The sequence below is a fragment of the Streptosporangium sp. NPDC051022 genome (genome assembly GCF_040683035.1).
Taxonomy (GTDB): Bacteria; Actinomycetota; Actinomycetes; order Streptosporangiales; family Streptosporangiaceae; genus Streptosporangium.
In genome coordinates this window covers 33,422-54,874 of the sequence record NZ_JBFBCF010000040.1, presented here as the reverse complement: position 1 = coordinate 54,874, position 21,453 = coordinate 33,422, and the positions used below count along the sequence as shown (strand labels likewise).

17 protein-coding genes are annotated in these 21,453 nt (G+C 71.0%); 5 read left to right on the top strand and 12 right to left on the bottom strand.

The genetic code is table 11. From position 1 onward, the window contains the following. Window positions 1-14 precede the first annotated feature (14 nt). Window positions 15-179, bottom strand: a complete 165-nt coding sequence (fxlA, locus tag AB0N02_RS40990; RefSeq protein ID WP_363958752.1) for an FxLD family lanthipeptide — start codon at window positions 177-179, stop codon at window positions 15-17. Between the two features lie 145 nt (window positions 180-324). Beyond that, window positions 325-549, bottom strand: coding sequence for a hypothetical protein (locus AB0N02_RS40985; protein WP_363958749.1), 225 nt, complete (start codon window positions 547-549; stop codon window positions 325-327). A gap of 318 nt (window positions 550-867) precedes the next feature. Here AB0N02_RS40985 and AB0N02_RS40980 point away from each other — a divergent pair, with 318 nt between their 5' ends. Further along, window positions 868-2,280, top strand: a complete 1,413-nt coding sequence (locus AB0N02_RS40980; protein ID WP_363958747.1) for a hypothetical protein — start codon at window positions 868-870, stop codon at window positions 2,278-2,280. On the opposite strand, the gene AB0N02_RS40975 is transcribed toward AB0N02_RS40980, so the two are convergent. Next, a complete protein-coding gene (locus AB0N02_RS40975) occupies window positions 2,277-3,287 on the bottom strand; it encodes an NAD-dependent epimerase/dehydratase family protein (protein WP_363958744.1) in 1,011 nt (336 codons plus the stop codon). The genes AB0N02_RS40980 and AB0N02_RS40975 overlap by 4 nt on opposite strands. 298 nt (window positions 3,288-3,585) lie before the next feature. Between AB0N02_RS40975 and AB0N02_RS40970 the strand changes: the two genes are divergently transcribed. Both AB0N02_RS40970 and AB0N02_RS40965 read left to right on the top strand, forming a co-directional pair. Beyond that, window positions 3,586-4,005 (top strand): tetratricopeptide repeat protein, encoded by a 420-nt coding sequence (locus tag AB0N02_RS40970; protein ID WP_363958741.1) that lies wholly within the window; start codon window positions 3,586-3,588, stop codon window positions 4,003-4,005. 75 nt (window positions 4,006-4,080) lie between these two features. Beyond that, window positions 4,081-4,731 (top strand): lysoplasmalogenase, encoded by a 651-nt coding sequence (locus AB0N02_RS40965; RefSeq protein WP_363958738.1) that lies wholly within the window; start codon window positions 4,081-4,083, stop codon window positions 4,729-4,731. Window positions 4,732-4,735: 4 nt separating this feature from the next. Here the strand turns inward: AB0N02_RS40965 and AB0N02_RS40960 are convergent, their stop codons facing one another. From AB0N02_RS40960 to AB0N02_RS40940, 5 genes are all read right to left on the bottom strand, one after another. Beyond that, window positions 4,736-6,544 (bottom strand): SPFH domain-containing protein, encoded by a 1,809-nt coding sequence (locus tag AB0N02_RS40960; protein ID WP_363958735.1) that lies wholly within the window; start codon window positions 6,542-6,544, stop codon window positions 4,736-4,738. Next, complete coding sequence (locus AB0N02_RS40955) at window positions 6,541-7,983, bottom strand: TIR domain-containing protein (protein WP_363958792.1); 1,443 nt, start codon at window positions 7,981-7,983, stop codon at window positions 6,541-6,543. Before AB0N02_RS40955 ends, AB0N02_RS40960 begins: the two co-directional genes overlap by 4 nt. Window positions 7,984-8,325: 342 nt before the next feature. After that, complete coding sequence (locus AB0N02_RS40950) at window positions 8,326-10,344, bottom strand: hypothetical protein (protein ID WP_363958732.1); 2,019 nt, start codon at window positions 10,342-10,344, stop codon at window positions 8,326-8,328. Between the two features lie 298 nt (window positions 10,345-10,642). Then, the gene (locus AB0N02_RS40945; RefSeq protein ID WP_363958729.1) at window positions 10,643-11,089 is read right to left on the bottom strand and encodes an ATP-binding protein; all 447 of its coding nucleotides are present in this window, start codon (window positions 11,087-11,089) and stop codon (window positions 10,643-10,645) included. Next, window positions 11,089-11,313, bottom strand: coding sequence for a hypothetical protein (locus AB0N02_RS40940; RefSeq protein WP_363958727.1), 225 nt, complete (start codon window positions 11,311-11,313; stop codon window positions 11,089-11,091). Before AB0N02_RS40940 ends, AB0N02_RS40945 begins: the two co-directional genes overlap by 1 nt. A 323-nt stretch (window positions 11,314-11,636) precedes the next feature. Here AB0N02_RS40940 and AB0N02_RS40935 point away from each other — a divergent pair, with 323 nt between their 5' ends. After that, window positions 11,637-12,944, top strand: coding sequence for a helix-turn-helix transcriptional regulator (locus tag AB0N02_RS40935; RefSeq protein WP_363958724.1), 1,308 nt, complete (start codon window positions 11,637-11,639; stop codon window positions 12,942-12,944). Window positions 12,945-13,085: 141 nt separating this feature from the next. Beyond that, window positions 13,086-15,404, top strand: a complete 2,319-nt coding sequence (locus AB0N02_RS40930) for a xanthine dehydrogenase family protein molybdopterin-binding subunit (protein ID WP_363958721.1) — start codon at window positions 13,086-13,088, stop codon at window positions 15,402-15,404. Window positions 15,405-15,526: 122 nt separating this feature from the next. Here AB0N02_RS40930 and AB0N02_RS40925 read toward each other — a convergent pair whose 3' ends face one another. The 4 genes from AB0N02_RS40925 to AB0N02_RS40910 form a co-directional block, all read right to left on the bottom strand. Further along, entirely contained in the window at window positions 15,527-16,696 is a 1,170-nt protein-coding gene (locus tag AB0N02_RS40925) for an acyl-CoA dehydrogenase family protein (RefSeq protein WP_363958718.1), read from the bottom strand. A 59-nt stretch (window positions 16,697-16,755) separates the two neighbouring features. Then, complete coding sequence (locus AB0N02_RS40920) at window positions 16,756-17,949, bottom strand: CoA transferase (protein ID WP_363958789.1); 1,194 nt, start codon at window positions 17,947-17,949, stop codon at window positions 16,756-16,758. Window positions 17,950-18,089: 140 nt separating this feature from the next. Further along, entirely contained in the window at window positions 18,090-19,565 is a 1,476-nt protein-coding gene (locus tag AB0N02_RS40915; RefSeq protein ID WP_363958715.1) for a glycerol kinase, read from the bottom strand. Beyond that, window positions 19,562-21,451, bottom strand: a complete 1,890-nt coding sequence (locus AB0N02_RS40910; protein WP_363958712.1) for a glycerol-3-phosphate dehydrogenase/oxidase — start codon at window positions 21,449-21,451, stop codon at window positions 19,562-19,564. The genes AB0N02_RS40915 and AB0N02_RS40910 overlap by 4 nt, the downstream gene beginning before the upstream one ends. Window positions 21,452-21,453: the final 2 nt, after the last annotated feature.

Genomic DNA, 21,453 nt, shown 5'->3' with positions numbered 1-21,453 from the left:
CACGGCGTTGAGGATCAGACGGCGCTGGCGCAGGACGAGGCGCAGGTTGGGGCGCATCCATCCGAGGTGCCGCACGCCTTCGGCATGCGATCGCCGCCGACCTCGGTGGTGACCGTCACGTCCAGCTCGAACGGGTCGGTGTCCAGCACGTCCGTCGTGAGCATGAAAGTGTCCGCCATGTCAGTACTCCTTCCATCGGTACAGGTTCGGTGCCACCTCCCCGACCTCGGGGAGGAGTTGAAGGGCGCGGCCGATTTCCGGCTCGGCCAGCGCGGAGCGAGGGACAGGCCGACGGCTCGGTATCCAGCGGGTCGGTCCAGATGGTCAGATCCCTTCAGCCGCGTACAGATGGGGTCCTCCGCCGAGGCTGAGCGTCGTGCGGACCTCGTGCGCCGACAGGGCCGACTGCACCGCCAGCCGCGGCTGGGCGTGGCGGCCAGCTGGAGGGGCGGACCACCAGATGCGCTCTCCGCCTGTCAACGCGACCAGGCCAGGTCCGACCGGCACCGCGATGCGTCCTGAGTCCAGCAGCAGCGGAGTCGTCTGCACATCGTGGACGCGGAGTGCGACTTAAGGCGTAGGGCAAGGCCGAAAGCTCGGTCGATCTTGGATGCGTCGATCATCGCCGGAAGACCTCGGACGGTCGGAGACGGGGACTGCACTGATCATCAGAAGCAGCGCCGTGTCATGTCTATGTCACGGAGGGTGTCATCTGCCGGGAGTTTGATGTCCGCACCGGACACGCTCCGGTCGCCGATGTGACATGTCGCCACGCATAGGTGACATCTGCCGCGAAGCCCTTTCACGCCTTGACACAAGCGGCTTACGCTGCGAGCGACCGCACCCGCGCGAGGAGGGCTCAACCCCGTGCATTACGAGGAAACCCTTCTGAAGCAGCTCGTACGCGCACGTGGCCTCCTGCTTCCCCGCGCGTTCCTCAACGCTTACGGCAAGTGCGCCGCCGGGCTCGGCCTGCACGGAATGACCTTGGACGTACGCCAATACCGTCGCTGGCTGAAAGGCGACATCAAGGGGTATCCGATGCCGGACGCCTGCCGCGTCTTGGAGGAGATGTTCGATCGGCCCGTGCACGAGCTATTCACGATGGTCCCCGCCATAGCGGCCGACCCCCTGCAAGGCGAGGTGATCCACCTGTCACCCGCCCCCAGCGTCATGTGGACGACGCCTGACCTAACCGCCACCGGCACAGGTCCGGGGCCTGCGCTTTCCCTGCACGAGTTGATGATGGCTGCTGCCGAAGATTCCAGACACTCCGCCCAAGCGGCGGACGCCGTAATCGGACGGTCAACCCTCGAAGCGCTGCAAGACGACGTCGTCCGTGCCGCCCGCACGTTCCACAACCGGCCGCCCACCGTGATGTTTCCGGAGAGCAAGAACTTGCGTGATCAGGTGGAACACCGGCTTGGACAGACCCGGCAGCCTGGGCAGATCACCGAGTTGACCTACCTCAATGCTTTGCTGTGCCTGCTGCTGGCGGAGATATGCATGGACCTGGGAGAGCACGACTTCGCCCGGGACCACGCCCGCGCCGCCTGGTCACACGCCAACAACATCGGCCACATCGGCCTGGCCGTGTGGGCACGCGGTGTCCAAGCGACCGCCTCCTATTGGAACGACTCTCCACGGGAAGCACTCATCGCGGTCAACCGCGGCCGCGAGCACAACCCCACCGGCCTGGTCGCTGCCAGGCTGCACAGCATCACCGCCCGAGCCTGGTCGCATCTGGGCAACACCGAAGAAACCCTTCGAGCGGTGCACGCCGCTCAAGACGCGCGAGCGGCCGGCTCAGCTTCCCACGACGACCTGGCTGTCGTCGGCGGCCTGTTCGACTGGGGGCCGGCCCGGGAGGAGCGTTGTGCCTCCACCGCCCTCCTGGAGGTGGCGCAGCGCCGCCATGAAGACCTGGACGCTGCGACGCTGCGACGCTTTGTGGACCTGGCAGTGAAGCATGCCGAGCGGGCGCTGCAACTGGAACTCGCCGCCCCGGCCGACAATCGGTCACCGATCCTGCGGACGACCATTCTGCTGGACATGGCCGCAGCCCGAGTACTGCTCGGCGATGTGAGCGGAGCCCACGAAACAGTTCAGCCGGTGCTGGAGCTGGCGCCGGAGCTACGCACGTTCTCCGTGCGTTACCGGCTGCGCACGCTACGGGCGCCACTTGGCCGGCTCGGCACCCAGGCGGCCCAGGACCTCATCGAAGCGGTCACCGTATTCGGCGAGGCCTCGACCGCCAAGCGCCTGCCTCCCATCTCCTAGTGGTCGGCGGCAGCCTGTTTCTCCCAGGCGGCGAGGATCTTTGCTTCCCGTTCCGGAGAGATGCCCAATTCCGCAGAACGGGAGGAGGCCACCGTGGCGCCGGCCTGAAGCCACTGCCAGGTGTCGGCGACGGTCTCCTTGAGCGGGCGGCAGGTCAGACCGGCGGCGTGAGCGCGGGAGGCGTCCACTTGCCAGGTGCCTTCGTAGTCGCGCCAGATCGGCAGCTCCGTCCACTCGCGGACGCCGTACCGGCGAAGGAAGGTGTGGTCCACCCACACCAGGTCGGCGGTGCTGCCGGTCACCGTTCGGCATGCGGTAAGGAGCTCGCCGAACGTCGCGTGGCCGATCGGCGCGGCCACGTTGTAGGAGCCGATCAGATGCTGCGCAGCGCAAGTCAACGCGAAGGAAGCGACATCACGCACATCGATCGGCTGGATTTTCCAGGTGGCCGCGCCCGGGGCCAGCACTCGGCCTCCGGTGCGAAGGCGCGACAGCCACCATGGCAGACGGCCCACGTACTCGTGCGGGCCAAGGATGACGCTCGGCCGCAGGATGGTGGCGCGCTCGCCGAAGACTGCGGTGACGGCCCGTTCACAGCCGACTTTCAGCCGGCCGTACTCGTCCGGGCCGCTTTCGCCTGGCGGCCCTTCGGAGGTGTACTCCCGCAGAGGGGAGGCGTCCGTCAGTGGGGTGGTGGGCCACCCCTTGTAGACGTTCACCGTGCTGATGAACACGTACCAGCCGGCGTTAGCCAGGGCTCGGGTGCTGTTCTCCACCATGGCGATGGTCATGCCGCTGGGATCGATCACCGCATCCCACGGGCCCGCATCGGTGAGCGCCATCAGGTCCCGGCTGTTGGTGCGGTCTCCGCGGATCGTGGTGGCGCCCTGTATGTCGTTGCCGGACTGGCCGCGGTTGAACGTCGTCACGTCGTGGCCGTGTGTCAGAGCCTGCTCGGTGATGATGCGGCCCAGGAACTTCGTCCCGCCGAGGATGAGAAGTCGCATGGCCCTGATCCTGGCTCACATGCGGACCGGAGACGAGTCCCGGTAGGTGTCAAGACAAGTGCGACAGGGGCATCGCTGGTCTGATCGCTGGGTGGCCTCCTCCGCGGGTTGGTTGATGTATGCGCCCTCGGGGATCTTGAGGAGCCAGGGTGCGCGGGTGAACCGCCGGGGGTTGGCGGCGCGGAACCGCTCGATCGTTTCGGCCCGTTTGTCTTGGATCGCGGCGGCCGTGCCCATGTGGACGGTGAACGGAGTGTGCAGCCCGATCCCGGCGTGGTAGTGCTCGTGGTTGTAGTGGGTGAAGAAGCAGTGGCAGAACGTCTCGGCCTCGGGCAGAGAGTCGAACCGTTACCGGCGTGCCGCGCCGGAGCTCGAACGGGTGATTCCCGGACTGGCGGAGCTGCTCACCCCCGACGACGAGACGGTACTGGGCTGCCGTTTCAACGAGGCCCTCTGTCACGCGGCCCTCGGCCGTTACGATCGGGCGCTTGATCTGATGACCGCCCTGCGCGGAGACATGGACCGGGTGCTGGGGGCGACGGCGGTGCTCACGATGGAGCTGCGACGGCAGATCGGCGAGGTTCACATCGCAAGAGGCGACGTCGACACCGCCGAACGTGTCCTGGCGGATCTTCTGCCGGACATGCGTGCCGAGTTCGGCTCCGACCACCCCGAGGTTCAGGAGCTTGGTGCGCTGCTTGTCAACCTCAGGCAGTAATCGGTTCGTTCGGCCTCGCGCGTGCGGGACGGAGGCGCGCTGGATCAGTGGGGCGGGAGGCCGTAGCATCCACGTGTGCAGAACGATGTTCTACGGGCCGGGCCGCTCTCCCGCAATCTTCTGGCCGTCTTCTGGATCTGTTCCGTGGTTCATCTGGCGCTGGTGGCCGCCGACACCGGCCTGACGGCTTCCGTGACCAAGGCGCTGCTCATGCCGCTGCTCGCGGCCTGGGTGCTGGCGCAGGGGGGACCGCGCCTCGTGGCGGCGGCGCTCCTGCTCTCCTGCGGCGGTGACGTGGCCCTGGAGATCGACGGGTTCTTCATCGCCGGCATGGCACTGTTCGCCGGGGCACACGTCTGTTACGTGACCTATTTCCTCCGGGAGGGGGCGCTCGGCGGGTTGCGGCGCCGTCCGGTGGTCCCGGCGGTCTACGCCGTCGTCTGGGCGGGCCTGGTGTTCCTGCTCTGGCCCGGTCTCGGTGACCTGCGCCTTCCGGTGGCGGGCTACTCGCTGCTGCTGACCGCCACCGCGGTGACCGCCGCCGGCCTCGGCCCGCGCATCGGGGCCGGGGGTGCCCTGTTCCTGCTGTCCGACACACTGATCGCGTTCGACCTGGCGGGCCTTCCCCTGCCCCCGATGAACGGCCTCGTGGTCATGGCCACCTACATCGCGGCCCAGTACCTCCTGGCCTCGGGCATCGTCGATCGTCTCCGCGCCTCCGGGTAGGAGCTCAGTCGTCCTCGGAGTCCTCGGACCGCTCGGTCTGTTCGGCCGGCAGCGCCACCTGCTCGGCCCGCTGGCGGGCGACGCCGATCATCTCCAGGGCGCGCTGCATCGGGAGATACTCCAGAAGCGCGCCCGCGTCGCCGCTGATCATCTCCGGCACCTTCATCTCCTTGAGCTCGTTCAGGAACATCCGCATGGCGACGGTGTCGCGGCCGAGGAGCTCGATCTGCCGCTCCAGCACCGCGACGTCCAGCAGCCGGATCTCCTTGTCCGTGGCGTTCTGGATCTTCTGGATCCTCGCCTCGATCAGCTTGTTCTTCGCCTGCTCGCTCAACTCCTTGCCGCGCATCTGCTCGGCGAAGATCCGCTGGCGCGCCAGGTCGAGCTCGGGGTTCTCGGACTCGAACTCGCCCAGCGTTGTGCTCGCCGCCTCGACCCCCCACTCGTCCAGGGCCTGGCAGACCTGTGAGGCGAGCTCCATGCGGGTGCTGTCGTACATGGTGAGGAACTCGTCGATGGTCGAGGCGGCGGCGATCGCGTTGAAGTACGTCTCGACCGCGCCGCCCAGCACCCGCTCGACGAATCGCTGCACCGGGCCCGGGTTGATGACCAGCCCGCCCAGCCCGGACCCGGACGTCGCGGTGTCGCCGAACCGGCTGACCAGTTTCGGGGCCGCCCTGTCCGGGATCTGCAGGGTCTGCGACATCTCCACCTGCAGCCGGTGCCCCTGGATGTTGACGACGATCTGCCCGAGGGCCGCGTCGAAGTTGCCGGACTGCGAGACGTCCTTCTTCGTCCACTCCAGGATCAGCAGGCGCGTCGGAATGAGCACGACCCGCACGAACCAGGGGTTGAGCGCATAGACGGAGCCCTCGCCGAGGGTCTCCTCCTGCACCCCCCTGCGCCCGCCGTTGGCCAGGAACACCCAGGGCAGCCGGAAGCTCCGGTGGTCGGGCACCAGCGGCCCGACACCCTCCTCCCCCCGGCCGGGCTCCCTGCCGTCCAGGGTGATCACCACGCCGGTGTGGCCGACCGGGATGGCGATCTCCTTGAGATGGTCCGCGGTGAGGCCGTCGGGCGAGCCGCCGACCGTGTCGACGGTGGTCACCTCGAAGAGCAGGGGGTTGATGTCGTACGACGTCCCGCCCGCGAGGATCGCCATCTGCTTGCCCTGCTCGCCGCCGTTGAGCAGGAAGGCGTCGCCGTCCTGGAAGTTGTCGCACTCCACGTGGCGGCTGAAGGGCTGGTCCGGCGGGCGGACCCCTCCGGACCTGGCGACGACCAGTCCGATCGTGCCGGTCGGCACGTGGGTGCGGGGGGCGAACTCGACCGTGAAGAGCGAGGTGTTGATGTAATAGGAGTTGTCGCCTCGCAGGATCGCCAGCTGCCTGCCCTGCTCGCCGCCGTTGAGCAGGAAGGCGCCGCCGTCCTGGAAGCTGTCGCACTCCACGTACTTGCCGAGCGTGCGGCTCGGGCTCCGCTTGGCGCCCTCCTGCGCGGTGACGAGCCCGATCATTCCGGCGGGCACGTCGACCCTCGGTACCACCTCCACCCGGTAGAGCCAGGGGGGAAGCCAGTAGTTCTGGCCGGGCATGAGGCTGCGCGCCTGCAGGCCCCGCGTGTCGTACGGCGTGATCCTCCGGAAACGCCCGTCCTGGTTGACGCGTCCGTAACGCCGCTCGACGATGCCCACGTGGTCCGGCGGCACCATCTGGTATCCCAGCCACCGCCCTCCCATCCCCAGCCGGCCTACGGCGATCGCACCGCCGACCGCGCCGGCGAGCAGCAGAACCACCACCGTGAACACGATCATCGCTTTCCCTTCCAGTTCCGAAGTCGCAGGTGGACGGCCAGCACGGTCTCCGTCCACTGGTCGTACCAGTTCAGGTGCCGTTCGCTCTGGGGGTTGCGTAGCGTCGGGAAGAAGCCGGGACCGCCCTCCGACCGCCCGGCGAACTCGTCGTATCTCGGGACGGCTCCGCCGCGTCCCGTGACGGCCCCGCTCCGGGCGGTCCGCCAGCCGTACTTCGCCGACAGGGCGAGGAAGTCCGCGTACCGGCCGTTTCCCGCGTCCGCCAGCTTCAGCTGCGCGCGGAAGCCGTACCGGCCGTCCGAGAAGTCCGCCCAGGCGACGTCTATCTCGGTGAGCAGCGCGCCGCGCAGATGTCTGCCGTCGGTCCGGCGCATCCACCCCTTCTCCTGCCGGTTCGCCGCGTCGAGCAGCAGCGACGTGGTCAGCAGGTCGGCGTGCTGGATCTCGCCCTCGGCGAGGAGGGCCCTGAGCGTGCCCAGCGACGCGACGGCCCGGGGCCGTACGGCGGGCACCGCGGGCCGGACGGCCGGGGCCGGCAGCACCGGCCGCCCGCCGCCTCCCGCACCGGTCAGGGAGGTCTCGTACAGGCGCCGCAGCAGGGCGAGTTCGGCTGGGCCCGGCAGGACGCCGCTCCGCGCGTCGAAGTACCAGCTGCCCGCCAGCAGGTAGTGCCGTTCCCCGCGCAGCAGGATCGGGAAGAACTCACGGTTGTGCCGGTGACCTTCGAGGATCTCCCGCGTCACGTCGTCGGAGTCCTGGGCGTCCGGGGACATCAGCACGATGACCGCCAGTGCCTCCCTGAGCTGCTGGCGGATCTTCCATATGTAGTCGTCGCCCCACACCAGGTTCCCGATGGACCAGGCGGGCAGTCCCTCGCGGGAGAGCAGGCCGACCAGCCACTCCCCGTAGCCGGTGTCGGCGCGGGCGTAACAGACGACGAGAGAGGGCCGCTCCACCTGGAGGAGCGGTCTGGGCGGAGCCGGGCGGGCTCCGGCCAGGATCTCCTCGGGAACCACGCGGACGTCTTCCGGGGGCGCCGCCGCCGGGGGTTCGCCCCGCAGGACGCGGGCCAGCTCCGCCACCCTGTCGTCGTAGGCCTGCCCGTCCAGCCCGCGGAAGTCCATCCACACCCGGGTCGCGGCGAAGGGCGGGATCTCCGTCTCGCCGTACAGGACGGGGACGAGTCGCAGCCCGCGTTCGGCGGAGGCCCGCAGGAGCGCGGCGTACTCCTGGAGTATCCGGGGTTCGCCCATCGCGGCGGGGCTGAGGAGCAGGACGCCGTTGGCGGAGTCGCGGATCGCCTGCTCGATCCTGAGCAGGACGAGGTCACCCGGCAGCAGGCTCAATTCGAGGAGGAAGAACCGGACCCCGTTGTCCCTGAGCCGTCCGGCCAGCCGTCTGGCCCGCTCGCCGTCCTCGTGCGCGTAGGAGATGAACACGTCGTTCAACCGTGACCTCCTCGCCGGAAAGCACGCGATCTCACCGCCGGTCATCAGGGTAGGACTGGAGTGTCACAACTAAATGTAGTATTCGGGAAATTTCTCTCAGTAACTTCGAATGTCAGGCGGGTGTCGTTCCCGCAGCGTGTGCGCCGTCCGGGAAAGCCGGTCGCCGCGGCGCTGCCGGGCGGAACCGATCACTGGAAACCGGATGAAAAGCCCTTTTGTGGGGATCTCTATCGAACGCTGCCGTTCGCCGGGGCGTTTCGGCGGGCCGACGTTCTCTCTCCGCCTTTCGGTTCCGATTTCGACGGTTTCTACGGCGGTGCGGTCGTCGTCGTGTCAGTTGGTGTGGGTGTTGGGCAGGTGGTCTCCCACGTGGCCGACCCAGATCTTGCCGGTGCCGCCGCCGGAGTCGTCGTGGAAGTGGATCCTGGGGGCGGGACAGCCGCCCTTGCGGATCTTGATGTGCGCCTCCATCATCACCTTCCCCGAAGGATGCACCTCCTCGGGAACGGCGAAGGTCCGCCTCGTGCTGTACTTGCCGTTGGTGTTCACCGTCCTCGACTCGCTCATGGCGACCATGCCCGCGGGGATCGTGAGCGCGGCGGGACTCCGGCACCACTCGAAGAAGCCGCCCGCGAACTCGCCGGACGACCTGGCCTGTGCGAACGCGTCCAGCGCCCGCAGGGCGTCCCAGGCCTTCGAGGCCCACACCCTGGCGAGCGTGGGATAGGTGAGGTCGAGCTTCGACGCCTCGGCGTCGGTGTCGCCGATCTCCACCCGGGAGAGCGTCTCCCTGGCCATGTTGAGGGCGTCCATCAGGCTGGTGGGCTCGAAGACGGGCTCCTGCGGCGACAGCCCGAACGCGGGCTGGCCCGCCCTGGCCAGCCTGCCCTCCAGCCAGCGGACCCGTTCCTGGAGCTTGCGGGCGCACCCGGCGGCCTCGGCGTACTCCTGCTGGAGGATCTCGTACTCGGTGTGGAGCCGGTCCATCTCACCGGCCAGCCGGTCGCTCTCGTCCTCCGCCTCCGCCAGCAGCTGGTCGCCGCCCTGCCGGACGACGAGGTCGCGCAGCCCGTCGACGTGCGCGCCGAGAGTGCGCAGCTGACGCAGGATCTCCCCGCTCCCCTTCCCCGGACCGGGACCGCTCTCCGCCGACGACACCGCCAGGCCGAAGGCCGCGTCGAGCTCCCCCCGCAGCTCGTCGACCACGACGGCGGCGACCAGGCGGGCGAGATCGTCGACGTCCAGGCCCGTGCTCAGGCCTGTGTCCGGGACGGCCCGTTCGCCGTCGGCGGGCCGGGGCTCGGCGGACGCGACGGCCGCCTCCGGCCCGCCGGGCGCCGCGATCTCGGCGGGGCCGCCGTCGGGCCGCCCGGCGGGGGCGGCGACCGCGTCGGGGCGGGCGGTCATCGCCATCATCCAGCGGCGCAACCCCTCCCGCCCCGAACCGGCAGGGATCGGCGCGGGCACCGGTGCCATGGCCTTGACGAGGTCGCCCGAACGGGCCTTGCCCACCAGGATCCTGGAGACGACCCGGTAGGCGCGCTGCACGTCCTCGGGGAGGGTGCGCCGGGCGGTCTCCCCGACGATGCCGTCCGCCGCCAGATCGAGGGCCCGCATGCCCTGTTTGCGGATCATCGCCCCGCCCATCGGGCGATGCCGGTAGGGATAACTCTCGTTGCCCGGATCGAACGGCGCCACGTACGTGCGGATCCCCCCGCCGAACACGCTGAGATCGGAGCCCATCGTCTCGTTGAAACGCCGCTGGGCGTGCAGGTCGGCGAAGCGCACGACCACCCCGGCCCCGGCGGTCATGCCCGCCAGGTAGTCGGCCCTGCTCCTGGCCGCCTGCGGATCCTGCGGGTCGACCGCGACCACGGCCACCGGGACGTGACGCCTGCGTTCGGAGAGCGTGGAGACCAGCCGGTGCACGTCGTCCTCGTCGATCTCGTCGGCGCCGTCGGTGAGGTGCACGGCCCCGTCGGTGATCCGCGCCGTGCGCAGGTACGCCTGCACGAACCCGGGGGCGTGTCCCGCGCGGGTGTCGCCGTCCTCCTCGACCGTGACGACCACCCAGCCGCTCAGCCCGCCGACCCGCTCGGCGTAGGTCACCCGGGTGCGGAGCAGACCGTTCCCGCGCTCCTCCTCCACGACGTACCGCCCGCAGTCGCTCGCGCGCTCCACGCGGACCCGGACCCCGCCCGCCTCGAACTCCTGCGCCGCCCGGCCGGCCTCGGGGACGGGAAGCCCCTTGGTGACGAGCCACTCCCCGAAGGTACGGCGCAGCCGAGGGGAGATCGGCGCGGTCTTGTCCCGGAGGACCGCCTGGTACAGGCGACTTACGTTCGAGGGCATGCGTACGTCATCCAGACTTTGTGAGGGCGCCGCTCGCCGCTGGGACGAGCGGTGCCGGAAACGACCGGGCTGAGCGTCCGGCGAGCGCGCACGACTCGGGGGGAGGCGCGGTTCGCCGATGGTGGTGCCGAGAGCGGGAAAGGTCATCAGATCACGAACGCGCGGGTGTCGGCAGGTAATCATGCGATTGCCTGCCGGAGGCAAAGACCTACCGCCCTACGGCCGTCGTACCGCGTGCCACGGGGCGCCACGGTGGCCGGTGGTACGGAAGAACCCGCCGTACCGCCGGCAAGGGCCGTCATGCCCCGGCCGTTTTCGCCGAGGTGGAGATCCGCATCCACACCGCCACCCGGCCCTTCTCCACCTGGCGGACGCCCCAGCTCTCGGTGACCTCGTCGACCAGCCACAGCCCGCGCCCGCCCGTCTCCAACGCCGTCTCCTCCTCCTGGTGGCGGCGCATCACCGGAACGCCCGGCGGCACACGGGACGCGGACGGGCCGTCGTCGATCACCTCGACGCACACCAGGCACGGCCCCAGATGGGTGACCTCCACGGTCACCACACCACCCTCTCCGCCCGAGGCGGTGTGCACCACGGCGTTGGTGACGACCTCGCTCACCGCCAGCACCACGTCGTCGACATCGACGTGCCCCGATGCCGTGAGCAAATCCGCCACGTACCGCCGAGCCGCCGCCACCGAGCACTCCCGGCCCGGCAGGTCGACGACGCCCAGCGTCACAGCCATCACCGCGCCACCTGCCGAATGCGGTGCGGGACCTCCGCGTCCAGCGCGGGCGCCTGCTGCTCCCGGCCACGTCCCCAGGAGAACACCCACCCCCGATCGCGCTTCGCCGCCGTGACCCGCAGCGGTCCGGACGCACACCGCACCACCACGTACGGCTCCGCCCCGCACGGAAGCTCCACCGAGACCTCCAGCCCCAGCTCCCGCAGATCCCAGGCCAGACGCACCAGATGAATGAACCGATGCTCTTGATCGCCTCCTGTTCCTCGCTCACACGCGGCAGTTCTGAAGTTGCCCATGGGGCGCACCTCCACCGTGCGGTCATGAACCCACCGGACGAGTCACATCGTTCCGGCGGATTCGTGTTATAGGTTTATTTCGAGTCGTTTTGTGGATTTCGCGCTCAACGCCGACGTTTCCCCGGCGAGATGGCGCCGTATCGCTGTCACCCCCGCGACCTGGTCATTAGCATCAAGGTCGGTGGTCCCAAAGGCGCCGTTGCGGGTTGTCGCAACGTAGGTGCGGCAACGATTCGGGGGGATGCGCGGACATGACAACCGGCCAGGATCTACGTTCCCTGCGAGAGAGCCAAGGCGTCAGCCTTGTCACGCTTTCCCGTGAAATACGTATTTCAAAGGGTCATCTCAGCCGTGTGGAACGTGGTGAACGCCCTGTCACCCCTGCTCTGGTGCTGGCCTACCGGCGAATTCTTGGTGTGTCCGTTGCCGCAACTTCCGGAAACGAGAATGCGCCCTTCTCGGCGGGTACCGTTGACAGTGTGAAGCGAAGAGAGTTGCTTAGCTCAATCGCGGCGGCATCCGTGGGCGCCGCGGCTTTGGAGCCGCTTGCTCGCTTGCTCGATGGTTTGCCGGGCTCATCACCGAGCAGCGTCGGGCTGTCCGAGGTCAAGGCCGTCGAGAGCGCCACTCAGCTCTACATGGACATGGATCTCGCGGGCCACAGCGCCACGGCCACCGCGATGGCGCGCGGGGTGCTCTCGTGGTCGGTGAGTTTGCTTGATCGCAAGATGTCGTCCACCACACGTGAGCGGCTCTTTCCCGCGGTCGGTTTACTCGCGGATCGCCTGGGATGGGCGACATACGATTCAGGCGCATCGGAACGGGCGATTCAGTTACTGACGTTCGCGCTGGACAGTTCGGCCCAGGGCGCCGATCGTGACCTACGGGCGCACGTCATGCTTGATCTGTCCACGGTGGTCACCGACATGGGCCGGCCATCCGACGGGGTCGAAATCCTGCGGATGGCGTTGGGTGACGAACGAATCAGTTCCGCCGAGCAGGCCAACCTGCATGCCGTCGCGGCCAGGCACTGTGCCACAGCGGGCCAACATGAGGCAGGATTACGGCACATTGTCCGGGCAGAGGAAGCTTTGTCGCGAAACAGTAAGGCCATAGCTCCAGACTGGGCACGCCGTATTACCGTTTCCGCCGGCCATCATGACAGCGCACTGGGAATCGCGCTCTTCGCGCTCGGTGAGGATGAACGGGCGAGAGAACGACTGACGGCCGCGGTACGGAAACTGGATACCGGACGTACGCGCACGGGATTACGGTGTCTGACTCGGCTCGCCGTTCTCGACATCCGTGCCGGGGCGTACGACCAAGGAGAGGTGAAAGCGCTCCAAGCAGCCGCGAAAGCCACCGACATTCAGTCGACACGTGTCTCCGCCGACCTGCGCATGGTGATCGACACTGCTCGTCGACATGGGATGCCCGATCTCGCAGCCGAGTTGACGACCGTCCTCAGGAAGGACCAGGGCACCGATCCGGAAGCGGTGACGTCTCCGGCGGGAGAATCGCTTCCCGACGACCGCCGGACCCAGGCGCCAAGGTTGTGAAGCGGCCAAGGTAGGAGTCGGCGATCCGCCTCGCCATTGCACGTACGAGAAGGCGACCCGGCCATTGCCGAAGATCCTCCGGCATGGAGTGGTTCGGGTCGACTGCTTGGCGGGAGGGAAGATCGCGTTCACAATCAGGCCATGAGCGATCGGGGCATGAGCGATGGTCGGCCGTACGTCGGTGCCAGGACGCCGCGCCGGGAGGACTCCCGGCTGCTGGCGGGACGAGGGAGGTTCGTCGGGGACGTCAGCCTGCCGGGCATGGTCCACGCGGTGGTCGTGCGCAGCCCCGTCGCGCACGCGAGGGTGAAGCGGTGCGAGACCGTGGCGGTGCGGGCGGCTCCCGGGGTGCTGGACGTCGTCACCGCCGACGAGGCGGCCGGGGTCAGGCTGCCCTGCGTGGCGCTGGCGCCGGGGCAGCCGTCGCCCTCCTATCCGGTGCTGGAGGAGACGGTCCGTTACGCGGGCCAGCCGCTCGCCGTCGTCGTCGCGCTGACCGCCGAGGCGGCGGTGGACGCGGCCGGTCTCCTCGACGTCGCCTTCGACGAGCTCCCCGCCGTGGTCGGAGCGGACAACGCCCTGCTGGACGGCGCCCCGCTGCTGTACCCGGAGTGGGGCACCAACCTGGTCACGGACTTCGTGCTCGGCGACGCCGACTGCGAGGAGACGATCGCCGGGGCGGAGCACGTCGTGGAGATGACCTTCCGGATCGGCCGGGCGGCGCCGAACCCCATGGAGCCCAGGGGGATCGTGGCGTCCTGGGACGGCGGGCTGCTGACGATCTGGGCCTCGACCCAGGCCCCGCACCACGTGCGCGACCACGCGGCGCAGGCCCTCGGGCTCGCCCAGCACCGGATACGCGTCATCGGGTGCGACGTCGGGGGAGGGTTCGGCGCCAAGGAGCACCTCTACCCCGACGAGACGCTGGTCTGCCTGGCCGCGATCCGCTCCGGCAGGCCGGTGCGGTGGATCGAGCCGCGCGCCGACCACCTCGCCGCCACCCTGTCCGCCCGCGACGCCGTCCACCGGGGACGGCTGGCGTTCGACGCGGACGGCCGCTTCCTGGCCCTGCACTGCGACATCCTCGGCGACCTGGGCGCGCACCCGTCCAACGTCGGCATCTCCCCGATCGCGGTGACGGCGACCACGCTGCCGGGGCCGTACCGCTTCGAACGGGCCGGGGCGCGGGTGCGCGCCGCAGTCACCACGACCACCCCGACCGGCTCCTACCGGGGGTTCGGCCAGCCCGAGGCGACCTGGACCCGCGAGCGGCTGGTCGACGAGGCGGCGCGCCGCCTCGGGCTGGACCCGGTCGAGATACGGCTGCGCAACATGATCCGCCCGGAGGAGCTGCCCTGCGCCACACGCACCTGGCAGTCCTACGACTCGGGCGACTACCCCGGAGCCCTGCGCGCGCTGCGCGACCTGGTACGGCTCCGCCCCTCCCACGACGGGCGCAGGCGGGGCGTCGGCTTCTCCTGCCACGTGGAGAGCACCGGCATGGGGCCGTCGGAGCAGATGAAGGCCGCGGGCATCCAGGCCGGCGGGTTCGAGAGCTCGGTCGTGCGCATGGAGCCCGACGCCTCTGTCGTCGTCCACGCCGGTGTCGCGGGAATCGGGCAGGGCATCGAGACGGCGCTCGCCCAGCTCGCCGCCGACCGGGTCGGGGTGCCGATCGACCGGGTCCAGGTGGTGCTCGGCGACACCGCGGCCACGCCGTACTCACCGGTCGGCTCCATCGCGAGCCGCTCGCTCACGGTCGGCGGCGCGGCGCTGATCCAGGCCGCGGCCAGGCTCCGCGACAGGATCGTCGCCATCGCCGCCCACCAGCTGGAGGTGGCGCCCGAGGACCTGGAGGCCGACGGCGACTCGGTACGGGTGAAGGGCGACCCGGCCGCGCGGCGGACCCTGGAGGAGATCGCCGCCTCCGCCTGGCGCGGCTGGGACCTGCCCGAGGGGATGACGCCGGGCCTGGAGGAACGGGCCACCCACGACCCCGCCGCCTACACCTACGCCTACGGCGCCCACGCGGCGGCGGTGGCCGTCGACGTCGAGACCGGCGCCGTGGAGGTCGAGGGCTACTGGGTGGTCGGCGACTCCGGGGTCCTGGTGAACCCGGCGATCGTGGAGGGCCAGATCAGGGGCGCGGTGGCCCAGGGAATCGGCATGGCGCTGACCGAGGAGGTCGTCCACTCCCCGGACGGGCAGCCCCTGGCCGAGTATCTCCCGCCGACCACCCGGGAGGTCCCGCCCATCGAGGTCGTCATGCTCCAGACCCCCTCACCGGTCACCCCCGGAGGCATGAAGGGAGCCGGCGAGGCGGGTGCCATCGGACCGCCCGCGGCCATCGGCAACGCGATCGCCGCGGCCCTGCCCGAGATCGCCGCCCGGCTCACCGCCACCCCCATGACCCCCGAGACCGTGTGGTCCCTGCTCGACGGGACCCGCGACCTTCGGTGAGCACGGCCCTCGCGGCCGGTCGTGCGCCCGCGCCGCGGGACCGTCGCTGACAGGGGGAGGAGACGGCACGCCGGGCCGTTCCGGCCGGTCGCGTCGGGGAGCGGTGCGGGGCCCGGCGCGGGTCAGCGGAAGGCGGAGTGGCCGGTGAGGGCGCGGCCGAGGGTCAGGGCGTGGATCTCGGCGGTGCCCTCGTAGGTGGCCACGGTCTCCAGGTTCACCATGTGCCGCATCACCGGGTACTCCAGGGTGATGCCGTTGGCGCCGTGCACGCCGCGCGCGGTGGCCGCCACCCGCTGGGCCGCGCGCACGTTGGCGAGCTTGCCGAAGCTGACCTGGGTGTGGTGGAGCGCCCCCTCGTCCTTCAGCCGCCCGATCCGCATGGCGGTCAGGTTCGCCTGGTTGACGTCGATCAGCATGTCGGCGAGCTTGCCCTGGGTGAGCTGGAAGGCCCCGATCGGCCTGCCGAACTGCGTCCGGGTCCGCGAGTAGTCCAGCGCGGCCTCGAAGCAGCTCCTGGCCGCCCCCACCACACCCCAGACGATGCCGAACCGGGCCTCCGACAGGCAGGTCAGCGGCCCCTTGATGCCCTCGGCGAGGGGGAGCACGGCGTCGTGCGGGAGCCGTACGCCGTCGAGGACGAGCTCGGAGGTGATCGAGGCGCGCAGCGAGACCTTGCCGTGGATCACGTTGGCGGAGAAGCCCGGGGTGCCGGTGGGCACGAGGAAACCGCGGATGCCGTCCTCGGTCCCGGCCCACACCACGGCCACGTCGGCGACGGAGCCGTTGGTGATCCACATCTTGGTGCCGTCAAGGACCCAGTCGCCCCCGTCCCGGCGGGCGCGGGTGCGCATCGAGCCCGGGTCGCTGCCCGAGTCGGGCTCGGTCAGGCCGAAGCAGCCGATCGCCTCACCGGCCGCCATGCGCGGCAGCCACTCCCGCTTCTGCTCCTCGGAACCGAAGTGGTGGATCGCGGTCATCGCCAGCGAGCCCTGGACGGACACCAGGCTGCGCAGCCCGCTGTCCACGGCCTCCAGCTCCCGGCAGGCCAGGCCGTAGCTCACCGCGCTCGTGCCCGCGCAGCTGTGGCCGTCCAGGTGCATGCCCAGCACGCCCAGCGCGCCCAGCCCCTTGGCCACGGCGCGCGGGTCGGGGATGGTGCCCGCCTCGAACCAGCCCGCGACGTGCGGCAGGAGCTCGGTGCGGGCGTAGTCGCGCACGGTGTCGCGGATCGCGCGCTCCTCGTCGCCGAGGTCGCGGTCGACGTCGAGGAAGTCGTGGGGGTTGGGGGTCAAGGATGCCTCACTTGTTCTCTTCCAGCATGGATGCCCCGTCCTTCAGGGCGGGGAGGACGTCAACGGGGGACGTGGTGGACCGCTTGGCGGACGACGCCCTTCTGCTCCAGACCGGCGGCGTGGTCGTCGGGGACGCCCAGCTCGGCCAGGAGCTCGAAGGTGTGCTGGCCGAGCAGCGGCGGGGGCGCGATGTCGCGGCCGGCGGGGACGCTCTCCAGGGTGAACCCGGTGCGGACGAGTTCGAGGGGGCCCGCGGTCGGATGCGCGACCTGGAGAGTCGCGCCCTCGGTCGCCCTGAGCGCCTCCAGGACGCCCCGGATCTTCCCGGACGGCACCCCCGCGGCGCCCAGTACCGCGAGCCACTCCTCGACGGGACGGGCGGCGAAGACCGTCTCCAACTCGGCGAGCAGAGCCTCGCGGTGGCGGACCCGGTCGGCGTTGGTCAGGAAACGGGCGTCGGCGGCCAGTTCCCGGCGGCCGATCGCCTCGCACAGCGCGCGGAACAGCCGGTCGTTGCCCGCGGCGACCACGAACCGGCCGTCGGCCGCCCGGAAGGTCTGGTACGGCACGACCGTCGGGTGCGCGTTGCCGTAGCTCACCGCCTCCTCACCGGAGACCAGCGCGCTCTGCGCGATGTTGACCAGGCCGGACAGGGCGGAGCCCATGAGCGAGACCTCGACCCGCTCACCCCGCCCCGCGTCCGGACCGTTCGCCCGGCGGTGCAGCGCGCCCAGGATCGCGACGGCCGCGTTCAGCCCGGCCAGTACGTCGGTGATCGCGACGCCCACCTTGCTCGGGGTCTCGCCGGTGATGTGCATGTAGCCGCTCTCGGCCTGGATCGTCGCGTCGAAGCCGGGACGGTCCTCGCCGGGGAACCCGATGATCGAGCAGTGGACGACCTTCGGGTTGCGGCGCCGTACGGCCTCGTGGCCGAGCCCCAGGCGTTCGGCGACCCCGGGACGGAAGTTCTCGATCACCACGTCCGCGTCCGCGCACAGCCGCTGGGCGATCTCCCTCCCCGCGGGGTGCTTGACGTCGAGCGCGATGCTCCGCTTGCCGCGGTTCACGGCGAGGTAGTAGGCCGCCTCACCGCCCGCGTACGGCGGGCCCCACGCCCTGGTGTCGTCACCGTGCCCGGGATGCTCCACCTTGACCACGTCGGCGCCGAGCTCGGCGAGGATCATGGTGGCGTACGGCCCGGCCAGCACCCGGGAGAAGTCGGCGACCCTGATCCCGCTGAGCGGTCCCGGCACCGCCCGCTCCGCCGGGCCGGGAGCCCTCCACCCCTCAGGTCCCGGCACCGCCCGCTCCACCGGGTCAGGGGTCCTTCGCTCCTCGGGCCCCGGCGCCGGCTGGGCCACGGGCTGTTCGGCGGCCCGCTCCTCGGGCGCCCTCATGAACCGAACCGCCGGACCGCGTCCACCGCGTCGAGCCAGCGCCGGTAGCCGTCGTCGCCGACCTCACGCGGAGAGAAGACCCGGCCGTCGCCGTGGATCTCGGAGATGTCGGCGAGACTCCACACGCCGCCCGCCAGACCGGCCAGGAAGGCGGCGCCGAGACCGGTGGTCTCGGTCGTCTCGGGCCGCACCACCGGCCTGCCCAGCAGGTCCGCCTGGATCTGGCAGAGCAGGTCGTTGCCCGCCGCCCCGCCGTCGACCGCCAGGTGGGAGACGGGGATGCCCGCCGCGCCCGCGACCGCCTCGACGACGTCGCGGATCTGGTAGGCGATGCCGTCCAGGACGGCGCGGGCGAGATGGGCGGCGGTCGTGCCCCTCGTGATGCCCAGCAGCGCGCCCCTGGCCCGGGGGTCCCAGTGCGGGGTGCCGATGCCGGTGAGCGCGGGTACGAAGACCAGGCCCTCGCTGCCGGTCACCGAGGCGGCCAGCCGCTCGCTGTCGGCGGAGTCGCCGATCACGCCCAGTCCGTCGCGCAGCCACTGCACCGCGGCGCCGGTGACGAAGACCGACCCCTCCAGGGCGTACTGCACCGGCGCGCCGTCCAGTTGCCAGGCCACGGTCGACAGCAGCGCGGTGCCGCCCCGGGCGATCCGGTCACCGGTGCTGACCAGCAGGAAGCTGCCGGTGCCGTAGGTGCACTTCATGGTGCCCGGGGTGAAGGCCGCGTGGCCGAACAGCGCGGCCTGCTGGTCACCGGCGATGCCGCAGATCGGCACGTCCAGCCCCAGGAAGCGCTCGGGGACGGTACGGCCCACGACGGCGCTCGACGGGACGATCTCCGGCAGCGCCCTCTCGGGCACGCCGAACAGCTCGGTCAGCTCCGCCGACCACCCGGCCGAGGCCAGGTCGAACAGCAGGGTCCGCGAGGCGTTCGACGGGTCGGTCGCGTGCAGCCGCCCGTCGGTGAGCCTGGCCAGCAGGTAGGAGTCGACGGTGCCGACCGCGACGCGACCGGCCCGCACCCCCTCCCACGTGCCCGGATCGTTGGCGCGCAGCCAGGACAGCTTGGTCGCCGAGAAGTACGGGTCGAGCGGGAGTCCGGTCAGCTCGCGGATCCTCGGCTCGTGCTCCCTCAGCCGGTCGCACTCCCCGGCCGAACGGCGGTCCTGCCAGACGATCGCCCGCGTCGCGGGACGCAGGGTCGCGCGGTCCCACAGCACGACGGTCTCGCGCTGGTTGGTCAGCCCGACGCAGGAGACGGGCGCCGCGCCGTCCTCGGCCGCCGCGGCGAGCGCCGCGGCGCAGGCGCCCAGCACGGCGGTCCAGATCTCGTCGGGGTCGTGCTCGACGAGGCCGGGGGAGGGGAAGTGCTGCGGGAACTCGCGGTGGCCCCGGGCGAGTACACGCCCGTCCTCGGCGACCACCAGCGAGGTGACGCCGGTGGTCCCGGCGTCGATGGCCAGAACGGTCATGCGGCACCGCTCCACTGGTCGGCGAGGTCGGCCAGCAGCGGGACCAGCTCGGCGTCGTCCGAGGTGGCCAGCGCGGAACGCGCCACCTCGGCCGCGCGCACGTAGCCCTCCGCCTGCTCCGCCGCCCAGCCCTCCGTACGGCCCAGCGCCCCGGCCAGCAGCCCGGCCACGTGGGACGCGGCGCCCGCACCCCCGTCGGCCGTCTCAAGCCCGGCCCTGCTGCGGCGGCGCAGTACGTCGTCCACGGTCATCGCGGCCTCGTGCCGCGCGGCGTAGACGACCTCGACGGCCAGCAGCGAGGGTGCTCCCGGCACCGGACGCAGCAGCGCCGGGTCCCGGTGGCCCATGGCCAGCAGCAACGGGTAGTCGGCGCCGTAGCGGCGCGCCAGCCGTTCGATGGAGGCCACCGGGAGTCCCGCCGCGACGGCCGCGGAGTCCCGGCGGGCCCAGGCCTGGGCGAAGCCGCTCGCGCCGACCAGCCCGAGGTGCTCGGTCGCCGAGGCCCGGGGCGAGGGCAGCCCGGCGACGACGGCGTCCACCGCGTCGCGCGCCATCACCCGGTAGGTGGTGAGCTTGCCGCCCGCCACGACCACGCAGCCGGGGGCGACCTCCCGCACCACGTGCTCCCGGCTGATCGCCTGCGTCTTCTGCCGGTCCGGCTGGTCGACCAGCGGGCGCAGGCCCGCGTAGACGCCGAGCACGTCGTCGGGCGTGAGCGGCTCGCGCAGCCAGTGGTTGGCCTGGTCGAGCAGGTAGCGCACGTCGGCGCCGGTGGGCAGCACCGGGCCCGGGCCGTTCTCCCAGGGCGTGTCGGTCGTGCCCAGCAGGACCACGTCGCCGGTGGGGATGACGAACAGCACCGAGTTCGGCGTGCGCGCGATCAGGGCGCTGTCCATCGGCAGCCGCTCGCGGGGCAGCACCAGGTGCACGCCCTTGGAGGCCCGCACCCGGACGGGATCCGTGCCGAGCATCTTCTGGGTGAGGCCCGACCAGGGGCCCGTGGCCAGCACCACCCGGCGGGCGCGGACGGTGAACCGCTCCCCGCTGAGGGTGTCGACGCAGGTGGCGACGGTGTGGCCGGAGCGGGTCGCCAGCCCGGTGACGCGGACCCGGCTGAGCACGGTGGCGCCCTCGCGCGCCGCCGTACGGGCCAGGGCCAGCACCAGCCTGGCGTCGTCGACGTGGCCGTCGTCGTAGGACAGCGCGCCGACCGCGGCGTCCGCGCGCAGCTGGGGGGCCTGCCTGAGCAGGGCCCTGCGGGTGAGGTGGCGGTGGCGGCGGAAGCCGTGCCGGTCGCCGAGCCCGGCGAGGGCGTCGTAGAGGGTCAGCCCGGCGCCGACGTATCCGCGCTCCCACACCCGGTGGGTCAGCGGATACAGGAACGACATCCGCTGCACCAGGTGCGGCGCCAGGTCCTGCAGCAGCCCGCGCTCGTGCAGCGCCTCGCGGACCAGCCCGAACTCCAGCTGTTCCAGGTAGCGCACGCCGCCGTGGAGCAGGCGGCTGGAGTTGCTCGACGTGCCCGAGGCGATGTCGCCCCCCTCCAGCAGGGCGGTGGTCAGCCCGCGCGAGGCCGCGTCGAGCGCCGCTCCCGCGCCGGTCGCGCCGCCGCCGACCACCAGGACGTCGATGAGGTCGCGGGTCAGCTCGGCCAGGTCGTCGTCGCGGCGCAGCGGGTCGAGAACGGATCCGGCGCCGAAGGGCAGCCCGGCCGCGAACGGCTCCAGGCCGCCGGGAGCCTCCTCACGGACCCGGGCACGGGGTGTGTCGCGGGTCTCGCCGCCGGTTCCTTCATGAGCCGAGTCGGCTCCTTCGGGAACCTCGCCGATCCCTCCGTGAGCCGTGTCGTGGGTCTCGCCGGAGGCTCCGTCGTGGGCGGATGTCATCT